Raw genomic sequence first — 17,499 nt, 5'->3', positions numbered from 1 at the left:
TGAAGCCTCAACAGCAATGTTGAGGCTTTTTTATTTCTATTAAAAACTGGCCTACTGATGAAATCAGTAGCTAAGCAAGGTTGGCAGCTCGACTCCGGCGGTCGGTACCATTCATAAAAACTATTCTACTGATCTATACCAATCTCACTAACTATGTGATCATTTCTACTTGTTAAAACTACCAACCACATCGTTATTTATTTAATAATTAGAACAACCAGTTATTGAAATAAATGCCTTGTATTTGGCAATTTTTTCTACGTATAAAATTGTTTGACTTGCTCTCATGATTCTTAACGAGTGCTACTTTCTTCCAGCAAAGTGCAAAACATCCCTCCATCTTTTTCAAGAGCCTAAGATATGTTACTCATAACACCAGAACCTTATATAACTCTATTCAATATAAAGTATTCTTAATAGTTTACACCCCACCTATTGATATGTTATAACATATCAATAGGTGGGGTGTAATAACACCGACTACAACACTGTTTAATTTTGAACATAAAACTTACGTTATATCATTTGGCTATTATGAACATGACTCTGTAAGTCTTGACGAAAATAATACAAGGATAAGATTTCATTGAACCAAGATATTCAAATACAAGCCAGCTTAAAATTAGCAGCAAAAGTCTGTAAGCAACATGATGTTCTCTTAACCAAGAAACGTCGACAGGTTTTAACACTATTGTTAATAACTGACAAAGCTCTGTCTGCCTATGAGTTGATGGGAGCATTTAAAACTCACTTTAATGAAGTGTTATTGCCTATGACAGCTTATCGAACTTTAGAGTTTCTAGAGAGAATGCAATTAGCGCATAGACTTAACATCGCCAATAAATATGTAGCCTGTGCTCATATTGGTTGCAAGTCTTCCCATGAGTTACCGTATTTTTTAATTTGCCAGAAATGCTTACGTGTTGATGAATTAAACAATAATACCAATAATAATTTAAGCGATTTAACAGATAAAGCTGAACAAACTGGCTATCAATTATCATCACCACAAATTGAGTTAAACGGTACCTGCAATACTTGTCTTTCAGCACATAATAATTGCTAAAAGCAATTCTACTTTTAAATATATAGGTTATAAAAATGAAAACTGTCTCGGCCTCCTTAGATAAATCTGCAATTACATTATCTGTATTATGTTTGGCTCATTGCCTTTTACTTCCTTTAGTAACAGTTTTGTTGCCAACGGTAATTGCTACCACGATGGATCAAGAAATATTTCATACATTGATGGTTATTTGTGTATTACCTATAAGTATTTACGCTCTGACGATGGGATGTAAGAAACATAACAAAATGTCGATTGGATTATATGGTGGATTGGGGCTTATTATCCTAGCTTCCGCACTACTCTTTGGTGAAAGTTACCTTGGTGAGATGGGTGAAAAAGGATTAACCACTTTAGGTGCCATAGTTATAGCTTTTGCTCATATTCAAAATTATAAACTTTGTCAGAAGTCTAAAAGTTGTTCATGTTAGGTCAGAATACTTATATGCAAAGCACACTGACAAAAGAAGCGATTATTATCTTTAAATATCATGATATAATTTGAGATTAAAATATCGTTTCAATATCAAGGTAGTTGATGCAGTAAACATAATTATTGCAAACGTTCTCATGAAACTAGTAAGCTCAATTTGTAGAGCAACTAACTTGTAATTAAGAGTTAGACTCCGACAGTCAATTGGTACCATTCATATCAGTCATCCACAAAAATATTGCGGCTGTTTTATTTATAGAAAAAATTAATTTTATCAAAGGGGTTTGTGTTGATTCGAATATATTGTCTTTTTTTAACTCTTGTTATGTCATGTTCTTATGCCGATCCACTTAAAGAGTTTAATCCGGGATTCTCAATGCATGTTGCTGAACAGCTGGAAAAATACAATATTCCTGGTGGCGCTTATGTCATTGTAAAAAATAATAATATAGTTTCTTTAGAAACATTTGGCCATATTGATAAAGCAAAATCACAAAAAGTTAATAGCAATACTATATTTCGTTTAGCTTCGGTATCTAAAACTTTTGCCTCCACCATTACCACTATGCTTGCACAAGAACATGTGCTTGACTTATCAGATCCCATCACTAAATATGTACCCAACTTTTCTTTGGCGCAAGAAGGCGCAGCAGAAAAAATTCAGTTAAAGCATATTCTCAGCCATTCTAGTGGTTTAATGCCGAATGCTTATGATAATTTGCTTCATGAAAACTGGAGCATGGATAAAATTATTGGTCGTTTTGATCGTATTACTCCTATTTGCCAACCAGACAAATGTTACGGCTACCAAAATATCACTTTTGGACTATTACAGTCCGCCATTGAAAGTAGTCAAAACAAAAATTATTCCACTTTACTAACTGAAAGACTATTCTCTCCGTTAAAAATGAACGACAGCTCCATTGGAATAAAACCTTTTCAAGAACTTAAAAATACAGCTAAGCCTCATATATTAAGAAAAACTATTTTAACCAACAAAAAAAATAAGCAAGGAAAAAGGCTAAAGCAATATATTTGGCGTACTGTAAATGTAGCGCCTGATTTTTATAAAGTGGCACCTGCCGCAGGGGTTAATTCCAGTATTTCCGATTTAGCCAAATGGCTTATAGCAAATTTGGGGCATAATTCTGACGTTTTATCACCAGCATTATTAAGTGAAATTACAACACCAAGAATAAAAACCAAAAAAGATTTACGTAGAAGGTATTGGCGAGAGCATTTAACTGATGCTCATTACGGCTACGGCTGGCGCATTTATCAACTTAATGAGCAAAAAATTATCTATCATTCAGGTTGGGTAGAAGGCTTTCGAGCCGATATTGGTTACTCACCTGAATTAGATATAGGTTTTGCGATACTAATCAATGCCGAAGCTAATGTTATTAACCAAATATCTAGCGAGTTCTGGACAAAAACGCATCAACTCTTTACTAAGTTGTAGTAGCCATGATTTAAAATGATAGTATTTCAGTAACATGAAAATTATTCGCTTTTATTGCGGTTTCTCCACCGACAATAGGTTAATTTAGTCGAATAAAAACAACCGAATGTAAACAAAAAATTACGTTTTGCAAGAAAAGATAACACCATAAACTACTCGTAATTTTATATTAACTTCTCAGATGAGTGATAATAGCTCCCCTATTTTTCACTGTATTAATTCAACACAACAAAATAAGAATGGATAAATGAAAATTAACATTAACATTATAAAAATCTTTACTGCATTAATTTTGCCGCTTTCAATAGCTTCAACTGTTAATGCATCAGCGATTAAACAAAGCAAAGGCGACTTTGAAGACAAATTTCGTCAATTAGAGGAAGTACTTCCTACCCCAAATGTATATCGAAATGCCGCAGGTGAACCGGGTGAAAATTATTGGCAGCAGCAAGTTGACTATAAAATTAAAGTGTCACTTGATGAAGAAAAACGTCGTATAACAGCCAGTGAAAAAATCACCTACCAGAATAACTCTCCGTACAAATTAAAGTATTTATGGGTGCAGTTAGATCAAAATATCTTCAAAGATGACTCTATTGCTAATATGGCAAACAACTTTGGTGGTGTTGGTCGCCGAGGTCCTTACACCAAAACAGGTGATGCACAAACACCAGCAAAAATTAGCTTAGGTGAATTACGTCGCCAACAATTTATGGCTGATAACGAATTAGGCTATGAGATCAGCGCCATAAAAGACAGTAAAGGCAAGAAGTTAAACTTTACTGTTGTTGGTACACAAATGCGTATCGACCTACCTAAGCCTTTAAAATCTGGCGCTAATGTTGAATTTTCTATCGACTTCGCTTTCAACATTGTTGAAGAAGATGCGGTATCGGCACGTTCAGGTTATGAACACTTTGAAAAAGACGAACGCGAAGGCGGTAACGACATCTTCTTACTTGCACAGTGGTTCCCTCGCCTGCATGCCTACACAGATTACGAAGGTTGGAATAACAAAGAGTTTTTAGGTCGTGGTGAATTCACCCTAGAGTTTGGTGACTATGAAGTAGAAATTGACGTTCCTGCAGATCATATCGTAAGTGCTACAGGTAAATTAGCTAACCCTAAAGATGTACTAACAAAAACACAACGTAATCGTTTAGAAGAAGCTGAAACGTCTAAACGTCCTGTATTTATTGTTACGGAAGAAGAAGCATTAGAAAACGAGAAAGAAGGTACTAATAAGCGCAAAACGTGGAAGTTTAAAGCTGACAATGTTCGTGACTTTGCTTGGGCTTCTTCACGTAAGTTTATGTGGGATGCTAAAGGTTATAAACAAGGTGGCGACGATATGCCATTTGTTATGGCAATGTCTTTCTACCCTAAAGAAGGTGGCGATCTTTGGAAGAAGTACTCTACGGAATCTATTGTCCATACAATGGAAGTTTACTCACGTTACTCGTTTGACTATCCATACCCAACAGCACAATCAGTTAATGGTCCTGTAGGCGGTATGGAATATCCGATGATCACTTTTAATGGCCCTCGTACTGAATTACAAGACGATGGTTCACGCACTTATTCACAAGCTGAAAAACGCTTCCTAATTGGTGTTGTAATTCATGAAGTAGGTCACATTTATTTCCCAATGGTCGTTAACTCTGATGAGCGTCAATGGACTTGGATGGATGAAGGTTTAAACAGCTTTTTAGATGGTGTTGCTGGGCGTGAATGGGATCCAACAATTCCATGGGGTGTTGAGCCTCGTGATATTACTGGTTATATGAAGTCTCAAAACCAGGTACCAATTATGACGCAATCTGATAGCGTTTTACGTTTAGGTCCTAATGCTTATACAAAACCTGCTGCTGCACTTAACATTTTACGAGAAGTTATTTTAGGTCGTGAGTTATTTGATTTCGCTTTTAAAGAATATGCTACTCGTTGGAAGTTTAAACGCCCTACCCCATCTGATTTTTTCCGTACAATGGAAGAAGCATCTGGTGTTGATTTAGATTGGTTCTGGCGCGGCTGGTTCTACTCTACAGATCATGTAGATATCTCAATAGATAAAGTATATAAAATGCGTTTAGATACTCATAACCCGGATATTGATTACGGCCGTTTACGCCAAATCGAACTCGATAAACCTTCTTCATTATTTGTTGAGCGTAACAAAGCAGAAGGCAAAGAGTTATGGGTTGACCGTAATCCTGACGTAACAGATTTTTATGACGAAAACGACCGTTTCACCGTAACCAATAAAGAACGTAACAAGTACAAAAAATTCTTAAAGGGTTTAAAGCCTTGGGAACTTAAAGCACTAGAACGTGCCGTAAAAGAAGATAAAAACTATTATGTATTAGAGTTCTCAAATCTTGGTGGTTTAGTTATGCCGATTATTTTAGAACTAACCTATAAAGATGGTTCAACAGAAAGTCAGTACATACCTGCTGAAATTTGGCGTAGAACACCAAAACACGTGAGTAAACTTGTTGTGACTGATAACGACAAAGAATTGGTTAGTGTTACTGTTGATCCAGGTTGGGAAACGGCTGATGTTGACGTAGAAAATAACCACTACCCACGTCAAATTATTCCAACACGTGTTGAAGCCTATAAAGCGAAGAAGAGCACAGCTAAAGTTAGTCGCGATATCATGAAAGATATTAAAACAGAGCTTAAAACTGACGAAGATGATGAAACAGAAGATAAGAAGGACAACTAATGTCTAAACGTTTAATCATTTTTATAGCGGTTTTCTTAATAGCGATATCGAGTATTGTTTCTACAAACTTAGCGTTTGCGCACCAACAAAAAGCTGCTGAAACAACCGTTACGTTTAACAAACGTTCAGGTCAACTAGAGGTATCGCACAGGTTTTACATGCATGACACTGAGCATGCAGTGCAAGCATTATTTGATAAGAATGCTGACATCATTAACCTCAAGAAAACACAACAGCAATTTGCTGATTATGTTGCTAAGCAATTTTTAGTACGCACTTTAGCTGATGAAGAACTACCTTTAACAGCCGTAGGCTATGAAATTGAAGGTAAGTTTTTCTGGGTGTATCAAGAAACAGCGATACCAAAAGGATTGGATGGATTGAAGTTATTTAATGGTACATTACGCGACCTTTGGCCTACACAAATCAATATGGTTAATATTGAAGGTAAAGATGAAATTCGTACGTTGTATTTTAGCGATAATAAAGATTGGTTAATAACTAAGTTTAATTAATCGAGTTAGTTTGTACACAAACTTAAATAACAAAGCCTCAGCAGAAATGTTGAGGTTTTTTTTATTCTACCCCTAAGGTAAATTAAAAAGCGACGCGGTTGCCCACTAAAAGCTTCCCATTAAAGTTGTTTGCACCACGGCGTTTTCTTTGTTCGCTAATCAATGAATTGAATTCATCTATAGACTTAATAAACATAGGATTTTTAGAGATAATATCTATCTCACCATCAACGTCACCAATATGATCTGTCATAACGGCCGCTGCAGCTACAGGATCTCGCTGGACTATCGCATCTAGAATATTGAAATGTTCAGAAATTGCATCACAAGCTCTTCTAACGCCAACCCTTTTTTCTAGATGCCAAACTCTTTCTATTTCAGCTTTAGAGCTATCAAGTAAGTTCCATGCCCCTAAAATACCAGCAGATTCAAATAATGTTCGATGAAATAACTCATTAATTTTAAAAGCGGGTGAATAAATCAGTTCATGATCGTTACTTGGTTTATTTTCCCTGACTTGCTGTTCTTCAATAATCAGTGACTTTAATTTTAATTGTTGAGACAAACTTATCCCTTGCTCGGCAAGTCGCTTAACGCAAGCACTCTCTAAAGTAATTCGAATAAAACACGCTTCTAAATATCGTTCTAAACTGATCGATGTAACGTAACTACCACTTTTGGGAACTATATTAACCAGTCGATCATTAGCTAAACGAATTAACGCTTCTCTCACTGGAGTTTTACTAATTTGGAAAATTGAAGCTATTTCTTTTTCTACTAAAGGCATTTCAGGAGGCAAAGAAAGATTAATAATATTTTTACGTAAAACTGAATAAATTTGATCGACTAAACTTCCCTCTTTTGTCACGCAAGAAGCATTTATTATGTTGTCGATACTTTTAATTTCAAAATCAATTTTATTCATTACATGACTAAGGTTCTATTATTTAAGAAGTGTATTATCCACTTTATATTAGTATCTTTGCAAGTGAAAGCCATTTTTAAAAGCATCACCATGGTTCTAAAAACAGCTATTTTAATAAGTAAATAAGTTATAAAGCTCATCATTATTCGATAAATAAAATCATAATAATATTGAGTATCAATTCTCTAAATTTTTAATATTAACTGCATATTGGTTGCCTACAACCTTTAGTTTCATTACCAACATCAACTCTCTGGTAAACCAAAACTCTACTTCTTGGTAAGTTGCTATTTAAGTAATTGGTAAAAAACTATTGCGGTTTTAATTTAAATAGATTATAAATTATCTAGTATATTAGATTCAATCCTAATATATTACAAATAAAAATACATTAAAAATAAGTATGCAACCTGCGTAAACATAAATAAAAAATGACAGGTAATATGCTATCAAGGGGAATTCAATGAAATTGAACAAAATTAGTGCTGTATTTAATAAATGCCAGCATAAAAACAAAAATTTAACGATCTTTGGTGCCGCTTTAACAGCAATGTTAACTTTTCCAACATATGCAGCGGAAGAGACCCAACTAGAAAATCAAAGCGTAAATGAAGTTGAAGTTATTGAAGTGAGAGGTCTGTTTGGAAGTCTTGCAGAATCAGCTCGTCAAAAACGTTTTGATTCACGCATAGTAGACGCCATTGTTGCAGAAGATATAGGTAAACTACCTGACAATAATATTGCAGAGGCCTTACAGCGTGTTACCGGTGTTTCAATTAGCACTGATTTTGGCGTTGGTGAATCCGTCACTATTCGTGGTATCTCTCAAAATCGTGTTGAATTAAATGGCCGATCTACTTCTGGTAGTGGCCGTGGTGGCATCAGTTTAGACGACTTCCCATCAAGCTTCTTAAAAACTGTTGAAGTCATAAAATCACCAACAGCAGAAATGATTGAAGGTGCATTAGGCGGTACCATTAATATGACAACGGTTCGTCCTTTAGAATTAGACGAACCTTTAATAGCTTTATCATTAGATGGTGAATATGCCGACAAAACCGAAAATTTAGCGCCTAAATTTAATATCTCTGCGGGCTCTAACTGGGACTTAAATGATGCCGGTACTTTTGGCGCATCTGTTGTCTTCGCTTATCAAGATCGTGAATTACGTCGCGATGAATTTATGAACCTTATTACGCCTACTGAGCTTGACTTAGATGGTGATGGTATCAGTGAACAAGCAAACAATGCAGGCGGTAATTTCTTAGTGAGAAGCCAAAACACAGTTGAACAAAAAACTGAAACGCGAGAGCGTACTGCATACGGAATATCGCTACAATGGGCACCTAAAGATACAGATGGCTTTATTTATTTAGATATTAACGCAACTGAACTTGATGGTGGCCAAGAAGCATATTCTGTACTTAACGACAGTAAAGACTATAGCGATTTAATTCTTGATAACGCTTATGGTGACGCTGAAGGTCAACTTAATAATTTTGGCTCAGGTAGCGTTTTTGTTCAACCTAAAACTTGGGCTGATTTCACCACCAATGAATCAATATCAAATGCACTAGGTGGCGAATTTCAAGTAACAAACAAATTAAAGATATCGGGTGAAATTTCATACGCTAAATCAGAATCTTTACGTAGTAATTCTGAATTTAACTTACGCCCTATTTCTCGTGAACAATATGATGCTGATGGAACAATCACAGAACATTTATTTACGATTACAATGACGGGTGATGGCAACCAAGTCCCCGGTATCTCGTTCTCTGATGAAGATGCATTACTAGATCCTAATAATTTAGCTATTCGCCAATTTACTCACCAAAGATACTTTGAAGATAACGAAGAGACAGCGATCCGTTTCGACGTAGAATACGCTGAACCATTCAGTAACCTAGAGTTTATCTCATCAATCAAGGCAGGTATTCGAACAACTGATCGCGAATATGAACTTGACCGATATGACTTAAGAAATAACGGTAGCGAACTTAAGAATCTTCAAACCAGTGTTTCTTATGATGGTGTAATCACACCAACATGGGTAGGTGATTTTAATAGCGCTTATGGTGGCTTTAAAGCAATTAACCATAGTAACTCATTTGAACAAAGTGGTATTTCAGGTAATAACGCCTTAACTGATTATTATGTTTATGATGGTGCATTATTAGCTTATGACATTGATGGCACTTACAACAAAGTACAACAAATGCTTGCCGGAAGCAGTCACGAGTTAACAGGTACACTTGACGATAACATGGTACGTAACACTGGCTCTTATGCGAAAATAGAAGAAGAAACAAAAGCCTTATATACGCAAGTTAGTTTAGACTTTGGTGATTTATCAGCGATTATTGGTGCACGTTATGTCACTACAGATTTAACATCAAATACTTATGATCAATCAGCTAACCATGACTATTCTGACTTCTTACCAAGTATCAATGCTACCTATAATCTATCAGACGAGAGCCTAGTTCGTTTTGCTGCTGCAAAAGTAATGCGTCGTGCTGAATTTGGTGAATTAAGCCCAGCATTAAATGTTGATAATTCTTTAGTAACCGGTAGCCAAGGCTCTTATCAACTAGACCCTTACCGAGTAACTCAATACGACCTGTCTTTTGAACATTACTTTAGTGAAGGTGGTCTTGTTTCCGCCGCAATCTTTTACAAAGATGTAAATTCTTTTACGGTAAGTAGTAGTTCTTGTGTTGCAGATTCAGATACGGTTACAGGACAAAACGTTACGGAATATGTAAACGTTTGTCTTCTTGATTCTGCGGGTGTAAGCCAAGCTAATGTTGCCTATGCAACTTCAGCTCAAGATCTTGCCTATGTTGAAGGTCAAAGAGATGCTGGCCTAACAGGAATAGTGGTTAATACAGATGTAAACGGTGGTGACGGCGAAATAGTCGGTTTAGAATTAGCTTATCAACAACAGTTTAGTTCTTTACCCGGTATTTTCTCTGGTCTAGGTGTTAGCACTAACTATACCTATGCAGACAGTGAACAACCTAATGGAAATCCATTAGAAGATATTTCTAATCATACTTTCAACGCTCAACTTTACTGGGAACATGAAGGTTACCAAGTTCGTTTAGCCTATAACTGGCGTGACAAATACCTAGACACTCAAGATGAAAAACGTGTACGCCCTGTAGGTCAATTAGCAACAGGCGTATATAACCGTACTGATCCTGATTCGCCATACTTTGATCCAACCTTAGGTAACAATTATCGAGACTCACGCGGTCAGTTCGATGTATCTGCTAGCTACGATATTAATAAGCATATTACCGTGGTAGCAAATGCAGTTAACTTAACGGGTGAACCAATCCGTCAAGTAACAGAACTCGGTAGCAACTGGTTATACAGTGAAGCCGATCGCCGTTTCACTATTGGTGTACGTGCTAAGTTCTAATTCATACTACAAGGCCTTATCGTAAATAGGGCCTTGTTAACGTCATTCAAATATTAATAATGCCGCCTCCTGTTTCAATTAACCGGTGGTGCAATATTTTTTCAGAAACAATTAAAGTTAAGAGAATAAATATGTTAAAAAGCTCTCCAATACATTTTTATCCATTTATATTATTTTTTGCGCTATTGTCTTATTCGCAAATAAGTAACGCTGAACTGGTAAAGAACATAAAAGAGTTTGATAAAGCTGTTGCTAACGTTAAACCTGGCGGTGAAGTTATTCTCGCAAACGGTACTTGGTCTGACGTAGAATTAATTTTTAAAGCGAAAGGTTTACCAAACAAACAAGTTGAATTAAAAGCGCAAACACCAGGTAAAGTAATTATAACGGGTCGCTCTAATCTAGCATTTTCAGGCGAGTACATTACAATTTCAGGCTTAGTTTTTAAAGATGGCTACACACCTACAGGTGAGGTACTTTCTTTTAGAACCGCTAATGATGAGTTAGCGAATAACTCAAGAGTAACGAATACCGTCATCGATAACTTTAGTACGACTGATCGTCCCATGTCTGATCTTTGGGTCGCTATGTATGGTAAAAACAACCGTTTTGATCATAACACCCTAATTAATAAAAGGAATCGAGGAGTTACTTTAGCTGTCAGAATGAATACTGAAGCCAGCCATAAAAATAATCATATTATTGAATACAACTACTTTGGGCCAAGACAAATACTTGGCGCAAATGGTGGTGAAACCTTACGTATTGGCACTAGCCACTTTTCTCGCGAGTATTCAAATACCACAGCACGCTACAATTACTTTGACCGTACTAACGGTGAACACGAAATCATATCGAACAAATCAAGCGGCAACTCGCTAATCAACAACGTATTCTTTGAAACCCAAGGCACGCTTACTATGCGCCATGGCCACTTCACAAAAGTAGAAGGAAATTATTTTCTAGGAAATCATAAACCTAACACTGGTGGTATTAGAATTATCAATGAAAGCCAATCGGTAAGTAATAACTACATGTATGGCTTAACCGGTAAAAGATTACGCGGTGCCTTAGTTATTATGAATGGTGTGCCAAACTCTTCACCAAACCGTTACGACCCGGTTATCGACTCATCAATGAATAACAATATCGTTATCGATAGCGATTATATTGAGCTTGGCGCAGGTGCAGATGAAGAGCGTTCAGCACCACCTTCAACATCTGAGTTTAAAGGCAATATCATTTTAGGTAAGTCGAACCTTTCACCATTTACCTTATATGACGATATGTCAGGCATTAACTTTGAAGGTAATTATTTAAACGAAGAAGCAAGTACACCAATTAAAAGTGGTTTTGCTAGTACGCCTTACAAAGTTACCGTTAATAAATATGGCCTTAAATCTCCTTCTAAAGCGTTATTGGATAAAATTAATTTCGGTGAAGTTAAGTTACCTGTAACTAAAGACGAAGTAGGTACTAACTACTATCCTAAAAATGAAACATCAGTTGCATTTAATAGCGGCGATACAATCAAGGTGAAATCTGGAACGAATACTATTTTAGCAGCACTTGAAGCAAGTAAAGCTGGTGATGTTTTATTACTAGAAAACGGTGGTGAATACTTATTAACAAAATTTGTTGAAGTGCGTCATCCAATCACACTTATGGCGGCTAAAGGTAAAAAACCTATTATTCGTTCACAAAAGCCTAATTTTATTAATATTGAAAATGGTGGCGCGTTAGCTGTTGAGAACCTTTGGTTTGATGGTGCTGAATCGCCAGATTACAAAGGTAATAGCATTATTAGCACAAGTAGTACTTCAATGAATATTAATTACAACTTACTAGTACGTAATATCAAGGTGACAGATCTTGATGTGAATGGTTACTTCTACTTCTTTAAAGCGAATGCGGGCACTTTTGCAGATCGCATTGACATTTTAGATTCTGAGTTTAGCAATATTACCGGCGCTATTCTTCAAATGAACCGAGAAGTAGATGATTTAGGCGTATATAGCGTTGAAAATTTAACTATTTCAGGTAACACCTTCAAAGATATTAAAGAAGAGGTTGCTACAGTTTATCGCGGCGGCACTGATGAAAGCACCTTTGGACCAATGGTGACGGTTAAAGACAACACCCTAACGAATGTTGGTAAAGGCCCAACCCATAGATCTGGCGCTTCAATGTATTTTCATGGTGTACAAAAATTAAATATTTCAAATACAACGTGGAATAACAGTGCACCACTTGAACTGTTCTTAACCAACGGCGAGCCAGTTACAGTAATCAAAGATGTGGTTTTGAAAAATAGTGGAAAAATACAAACTAACAATAGTGGCTATAAAGCGGAAAACGTTACTTACAAATAGTTGATGAATATTAAATTTATTCATGTTGTCTTTATCTATATGAAAGTAAAGGCAACATGATAAGTATGATTAAAATTAACGACCTTACTATTTAGGAATTACATGAACAAGAAATTAACAGAACAAAATGTTCTTATAACCGCAGGCGCGCAAGGCATTGGCGAAGCGATCACAAAACATTTTATTGATTGCGGAGCAAACGTTGCTATCCACTATTTTACTAGTGCTGATACTGCTAACAAATTAGTTGAATATGCAATCAGCAAAGGACAAAAAGCTATTGCGATAAGTGGCGACTTAACCACAGAAGCCGATGCAAATTCAATGGTTGAAAAAACGGTAGCAGCCCTAGGTGGTTTAAGCATACTTATTAATAATGCAGGCTCTCTTGTGGCAAGACGGTTATTAAGTGATATGGACGCAGAGTTTTGGCACAAAGTAATGGATATTAACCTTACTTCAATGATGTTCGTTACGCGAGCTGCATCGCCTTACCTTGCTAAGCATGAAAACAGCAGTATTGTAAATTTAGCTTCACTTGCTGGGCGTAAAGGTGGTCATCCAGGATCTTTGGCCTATTCTACTAGCAAAGGCGCAATCCTTACTTTAACGCGTGCACTTTCTGCTGAACTTGGGCCTCAAGGTACACGTGTAAATGCTGTAGCTCCAGGGCTCATCCTTGGCACTTCGTTCCATAATACACATACAACAAAAGCATCAGCTGAGGAAACCATTACAGGTATTCCAATTAAACGAGCTGGTAATGCTGATGATGTTGCGCGGGCAGTACTGTATTTAGCATCAGAGTATGATGGTTTTATTACCGGAGCTACACTAGATATTAATGGTGGCGTCTACAACATGTAATAGTTGTACAACGCTCTTGAGACTAGATCATTTAGATCTAGCCTTATTATTTTTGCTACTTTACTAAAGATAAAACAATGCTAAAAACAGCGGTAATACACCCTACAATTTTGGAAGCGCTAGCGCGATCAGGTCATTTTGCACAAGTTGTCATTGCTGATGGTAACTTACCAGTAGGTGCTATGACAGGAGCTAACTCAACAACCGTCCACCTTAATTTTCGCCCAGGGCTTTTAGATGCACTAACCGTGCTTGAAGGTATATTAGAAGTTTGCCCTATTCAGGGGGCTATTGTTATGGAGAAACCTGAAGAAGCAGATGCAGAAATCCATAAGAGTTATCAGAAATTATTAGGAGACATAACTTGGAATACAATGGAGCGTTGGACTTTTTACGACCAAATACGTGAACCAACTACAACACTAATTATTCAAACCGGTGAACAACGTCGATTCGCTAATATTATTCTTACTGTGGGTGTAGTAAAAATGGCAGAAGAAAGTGGATTTTAAATAAAGCATGAAAATAAATTTATATAAATAGAGATAAACCCGCAAATGATATGACGGGTACTAGTATATAAAAAATATTTAATCAATAACTATAATGAGCTCAATAACAAGCTAGCTGTATACAGCAGCTACACACGAATAATAATTAGTTTAAATTTCTGGGGAGAAAAAGTTGTCAGCATTAATAAGAAATATTTTAAGTTTTGGACCTGCGTTTTTAGCAATTGGATATACCATAGGTACTGGTAGCGTTACCGCGATGATAGTTGCAGGCAGTACTTTTGGAATGCAATTATTATGGGTTTTGCTACTCAGTTGTCTTTTTTCAGGCGTACTTATCTATGCTTATGGTAATTTCGCTTTAGTAACAGGTGAAACAGCACTTTACAGTTTTAAAAAACACCTTAAATATGGCAAGCCTATGGCGATACTTATCATTATAGGAGTGTCCTTTGGCCAATGGAATTCATTGGTTGGTATATTAGGGATTTCCGCTAATATTCTTTTTGAAATGATTGCCATGTACTTTCCTGATGTAATCCCTCACAAGTATAGCGTTGTGTTAGCTATTGCAGTAACTGTAATCAGCATCATGTATGCGATATTGCTTATTGGGAAATACTCACTGTTTGAAAAGATTCTGGTTATTTTTGTGTCTTGTATGGGCATATCTTTCGTTTTATCACTGTTTGTAGTTCATCCTTTACCAGCAGAAGTAGCAAGAGGCCTTATACCTGCTATACCAGACGTAGAGGGCGGAAAAATGATGGTTGCAGCTTTCGTAGGCACAACCATGGCCGCAGCTACATTTCTTTCAAGACCTTTATTCATTCAAGGAAAAGGCTGGACTATTGAAGACAGAAAACAACAAAAGAAAGACGCCATTGTAGCAGCTGTCTTAGTATTTATTATTAGTGCAGCCGTGATGGCTGTTGCCGCAGGCGCTTTATTTCACGACGGTAAAAAAGTAACCGCTGTTGTTGATATGGTTGGTGCTTTAGAGCCAATAGCAGGCAAAGCAGCGCTTAGCGTATTCTTCTTCGGCACACTTGCTGCCGGTTTATCTTCGGTATTTCCTTGTATGTTAATCGCACCACTATTAATAGAAGATTATCGCTCTGGCAAGCTCGACACTCAATCGAAACAATTTAGAATAATTACAGGTATCGCCGCTATTTTCGCCCTGACGATTCCTGTCTTCGGTTTTAATCCTGTTAAAGGACAATTATTAACGCAAGTATTTAATGTATTTATACTTCCTTTAGTGATCCTTGGGATCATATTGATGATCAACAAAAAAGAGTTAATGGGTAAGCATGCCGCGGGTTATTTACTTAATCTAGTATTGGGTTTTGCACTTTTATTCTCAGTAGTTATTTCCTATAACGGCATTCTTGCATTACTGGGTCAATAAGGAGCATTAGAATGATATTTATTGTTTGTGGTGTTTCAGGCACTGGTAAATCGACAATAGGCAAACTATTGGCAGATAAATTGAAGCTGCCTTTTTTTGACGGAGATGACTTCCACCCGCACTCTAACCTAGAAAAAATGAAAGAAGGTATTGCTTTAAATGATAACGATAGACAACCCTGGCTTGAATTACTTGCCACTGAGTTAGCATTATGGGGGGCTAATCGTGGTGCTGTGCTAGCTTGTTCTGCATTAAAAGAGTCTTATCGAAAGATCTTATCATCAAAATACACAGAAGAAATATATTGGGTTATTTTGCATGGTTCACGCGAACTACTTATAGAGCGCTTAAATTCACGAACAGGACACTTCTTTAATTCGGCCTTGTTAGACTCACAATTAGCAACGCTTGAATTACCAGATTATGGTTGGACAATTGATATACAGTCCTCCCCTGATGAAATAATTAACACCATATCGAAACGCTTACATGTGAATAAACCGGTTAATCAGTAGTTTGATTACAGTACAGAACACTTATTTAAAAATGTTTTAGATTACTTTCTATAACGATAAAAATTAACGATAAATAAATAGAGTATAGATTATGAACTTAATAAAAAAATTATCTCCTTATAGTTTAATAACACTTAGTACATTAGGGTTTAGTACATTATTAACCGGCTGTGGAACTGCTAGCGACTCCCATGAGCAACGCCTTATATTACCTGCTGAAAAATTCGATTTAACTCACTGGCAAATAAACACACCTACCGATGTTGATAACGACGGTGTCGTTGATCTAATTAAAGTAAAAGAGCTACAAACCTACCAGCACCCTGATTATTTTTATATAAATGAGGATGGTAACTTGGTATTTGCCGCGCCAAATAAAGCAATTACGTCGGTGAATTCAACCAATACTCGTAGTGAATTACATCATATGTTAGGCGGTGAGCAAGGTGAGAAGTATGCCATTGCTAATAATTTCGCTCTAAAAGCAAATAAACAGGCGAGTGAATTTGCACAAGTTGGCGGTAATTTACAAGCAACACTTAACGTTAATCATGTTTCAAAAAGAGCTAAATATGCTGATAAGCCGACCGCCTTTTCAGTCGTTGTAGGCCAAGTTCATGCATCACAAGATCCCAGAAGGATCGCAGAAGGTGAAGGTTATGGCTACGGTAACGAACCCTTAAAAATATATTATAAAAAGCTACCAAATCATGAATATGGCTCTGTTTTTTGGACTTATGAACTGAACTTAGAAAAAGATAATCCTCAAAGAACAGATATTGCTTACCCTGTTTGGGGTAAAGCATGGCTTGATACTTCGAATCCTGGCGATGAAGGTATTGCACTTAATGAAGAGTTTAGTTATGAAGTAAATATATATGAAAACACCATGTATTTAACCTTTACAACAGCTCGTCATAAAGAAGTAAACTACGCCATTGATTTAACTAATAATATAGATGCTTACGGCAACGTTGATGAACGTGACCACCCAAATGGTTACACGGGCGACGCAAACTTCTTTAAAGCAGGTGCGTACAATCAATGTAGCACTAAAGACGATCCTAGCTTTCGTTATCCAGCATGTCCAGGCACAGGTGATTGGGCTACTGATAAAGCAAATGGCGACTATACTCAAGTAACATTTAGTCGCTTAACCGCTGGTAATGCTAGAGCCCCTCAGACTAAATAAGCTAAACTCGGCTTAATATATGTTTCTCTAATAGCTATTTATCCTAACATCATAGTAAAATTAACTTG

The 17,499-nt window shown here is 36.6% G+C and carries 13 protein-coding genes; 12 read left to right on the top strand and 1 reads right to left on the bottom strand.

Going from position 1 to position 17,499, the window contains the following annotated elements; genetic code table 11:
• The first annotated feature begins 586 nt into the window (after positions 1-586).
• From Q4496_RS16750 to Q4496_RS16730, 5 genes are all read left to right on the top strand, one after another.
• The gene (locus Q4496_RS16750; protein WP_303610866.1) at positions 587-1,066 is read left to right on the top strand and encodes a Fur family transcriptional regulator; all 480 of its coding nucleotides are present in this window, start codon (positions 587-589) and stop codon (positions 1,064-1,066) included.
• A 35-nt stretch (positions 1,067-1,101) separates the two neighbouring features.
• Positions 1,102-1,497, top strand: a complete 396-nt coding sequence (locus tag Q4496_RS16745) for a MerC domain-containing protein (protein WP_303603095.1) — start codon at positions 1,102-1,104, stop codon at positions 1,495-1,497.
• A gap of 327 nt (positions 1,498-1,824) precedes the next feature.
• Complete coding sequence (locus Q4496_RS16740; protein WP_252727540.1) at positions 1,825-2,961, top strand: serine hydrolase; 1,137 nt, start codon at positions 1,825-1,827, stop codon at positions 2,959-2,961.
• 247 nt (positions 2,962-3,208) lie between these two features.
• Entirely contained in the window at positions 3,209-5,689 is a 2,481-nt protein-coding gene (locus Q4496_RS16735) for a M1 family metallopeptidase (RefSeq protein ID WP_215973575.1), read from the top strand.
• The gene (locus Q4496_RS16730; protein ID WP_252727538.1) at positions 5,689-6,204 is read left to right on the top strand and encodes a DUF6702 family protein; all 516 of its coding nucleotides are present in this window, start codon (positions 5,689-5,691) and stop codon (positions 6,202-6,204) included. The genes Q4496_RS16735 and Q4496_RS16730 overlap by 1 nt, the downstream gene beginning before the upstream one ends.
• Before the next feature lie 82 nt (positions 6,205-6,286).
• On the opposite strand, the gene Q4496_RS16725 is transcribed toward Q4496_RS16730, so the two are convergent.
• Positions 6,287-7,129, bottom strand: a complete 843-nt coding sequence (locus tag Q4496_RS16725) for a GntR family transcriptional regulator (RefSeq protein ID WP_303603093.1) — start codon at positions 7,127-7,129, stop codon at positions 6,287-6,289.
• 463 nt (positions 7,130-7,592) lie between these two features.
• Here Q4496_RS16725 and Q4496_RS16720 point away from each other — a divergent pair, with 463 nt between their 5' ends.
• The 7 genes from Q4496_RS16720 (at position 7,593) to Q4496_RS16690 (ending at position 17,431) form a co-directional block, all read left to right on the top strand.
• Entirely contained in the window at positions 7,593-10,559 is a 2,967-nt protein-coding gene (locus Q4496_RS16720) for a TonB-dependent receptor (RefSeq protein ID WP_303610865.1), read from the top strand.
• Between the two features lie 131 nt (positions 10,560-10,690).
• Entirely contained in the window at positions 10,691-12,931 is a 2,241-nt protein-coding gene (locus Q4496_RS16715) for a polysaccharide lyase 6 family protein (RefSeq protein WP_303610864.1), read from the top strand.
• Positions 12,932-13,033: 102 nt separating this feature from the next.
• Complete coding sequence (locus Q4496_RS16710) at positions 13,034-13,798, top strand: SDR family NAD(P)-dependent oxidoreductase (RefSeq protein WP_303610863.1); 765 nt, start codon at positions 13,034-13,036, stop codon at positions 13,796-13,798.
• Positions 13,799-13,875: 77 nt separating this feature from the next.
• Positions 13,876-14,310 (top strand): RbsD/FucU family protein, encoded by a 435-nt coding sequence (locus tag Q4496_RS16705; protein ID WP_303610862.1) that lies wholly within the window; start codon positions 13,876-13,878, stop codon positions 14,308-14,310.
• A 172-nt stretch (positions 14,311-14,482) separates the two neighbouring features.
• Positions 14,483-15,724, top strand: coding sequence for an Nramp family divalent metal transporter (locus Q4496_RS16700; RefSeq protein WP_303610861.1), 1,242 nt, complete (start codon positions 14,483-14,485; stop codon positions 15,722-15,724).
• Positions 15,725-15,735: 11 nt separating this feature from the next.
• Positions 15,736-16,239, top strand: a complete 504-nt coding sequence (locus tag Q4496_RS16695; RefSeq protein ID WP_303610860.1) for a gluconokinase — start codon at positions 15,736-15,738, stop codon at positions 16,237-16,239.
• Between the two features lie 91 nt (positions 16,240-16,330).
• Positions 16,331-17,431, top strand: a complete 1,101-nt coding sequence (locus Q4496_RS16690; protein WP_303610859.1) for a polysaccharide lyase family 7 protein — start codon at positions 16,331-16,333, stop codon at positions 17,429-17,431.
• Positions 17,432-17,499: the final 68 nt, after the last annotated feature.

It is taken from the genome of Colwellia sp. 5_MG-2023 (assembly GCF_030547795.1).
GTDB lineage: Bacteria > Pseudomonadota > Gammaproteobacteria > Enterobacterales > Alteromonadaceae > Colwellia.
Note: the sequence above shows the minus strand (reverse complement) of the source record. Positions and strands in the feature narration are given on the sequence as shown.

Bases quoted from the DNA above. Each gene is read 5' to 3' on its own strand.
- Q4496_RS16690 (WP_303610859.1), top strand. From the start codon at position 16,331: ATGAACTTAATAAAAAAATTATCTCCTTATAGTTTAATAACACTTAGT.
- Q4496_RS16725 (WP_303603093.1), bottom strand. From the start codon at position 7,129: ATGAATAAAATTGATTTTGAAATTAAAAGTATCGACAACATAATAAAT.
- Q4496_RS16705 (WP_303610862.1), top strand. From the start codon at position 13,876: ATGCTAAAAACAGCGGTAATACACCCTACAATTTTGGAAGCGCTAGCG.
- Q4496_RS16695 (WP_303610860.1), top strand. From the start codon at position 15,736: ATGATATTTATTGTTTGTGGTGTTTCAGGCACTGGTAAATCGACAATA.
- Q4496_RS16735 (WP_215973575.1), top strand. From the start codon at position 3,209: ATGAAAATTAACATTAACATTATAAAAATCTTTACTGCATTAATTTTG.
- Q4496_RS16715 (WP_303610864.1), top strand. From the start codon at position 10,691: ATGTTAAAAAGCTCTCCAATACATTTTTATCCATTTATATTATTTTTT.
- Q4496_RS16745 (WP_303603095.1), top strand. From the start codon at position 1,102: ATGAAAACTGTCTCGGCCTCCTTAGATAAATCTGCAATTACATTATCT.
- Q4496_RS16710 (WP_303610863.1), top strand. From the start codon at position 13,034: ATGAACAAGAAATTAACAGAACAAAATGTTCTTATAACCGCAGGCGCG.
- Q4496_RS16720 (WP_303610865.1), top strand. From the start codon at position 7,593: ATGAAATTGAACAAAATTAGTGCTGTATTTAATAAATGCCAGCATAAA.
- Q4496_RS16740 (WP_252727540.1), top strand. From the start codon at position 1,825: ATGTCATGTTCTTATGCCGATCCACTTAAAGAGTTTAATCCGGGATTC.
- Q4496_RS16730 (WP_252727538.1), top strand. From the start codon at position 5,689: ATGTCTAAACGTTTAATCATTTTTATAGCGGTTTTCTTAATAGCGATA.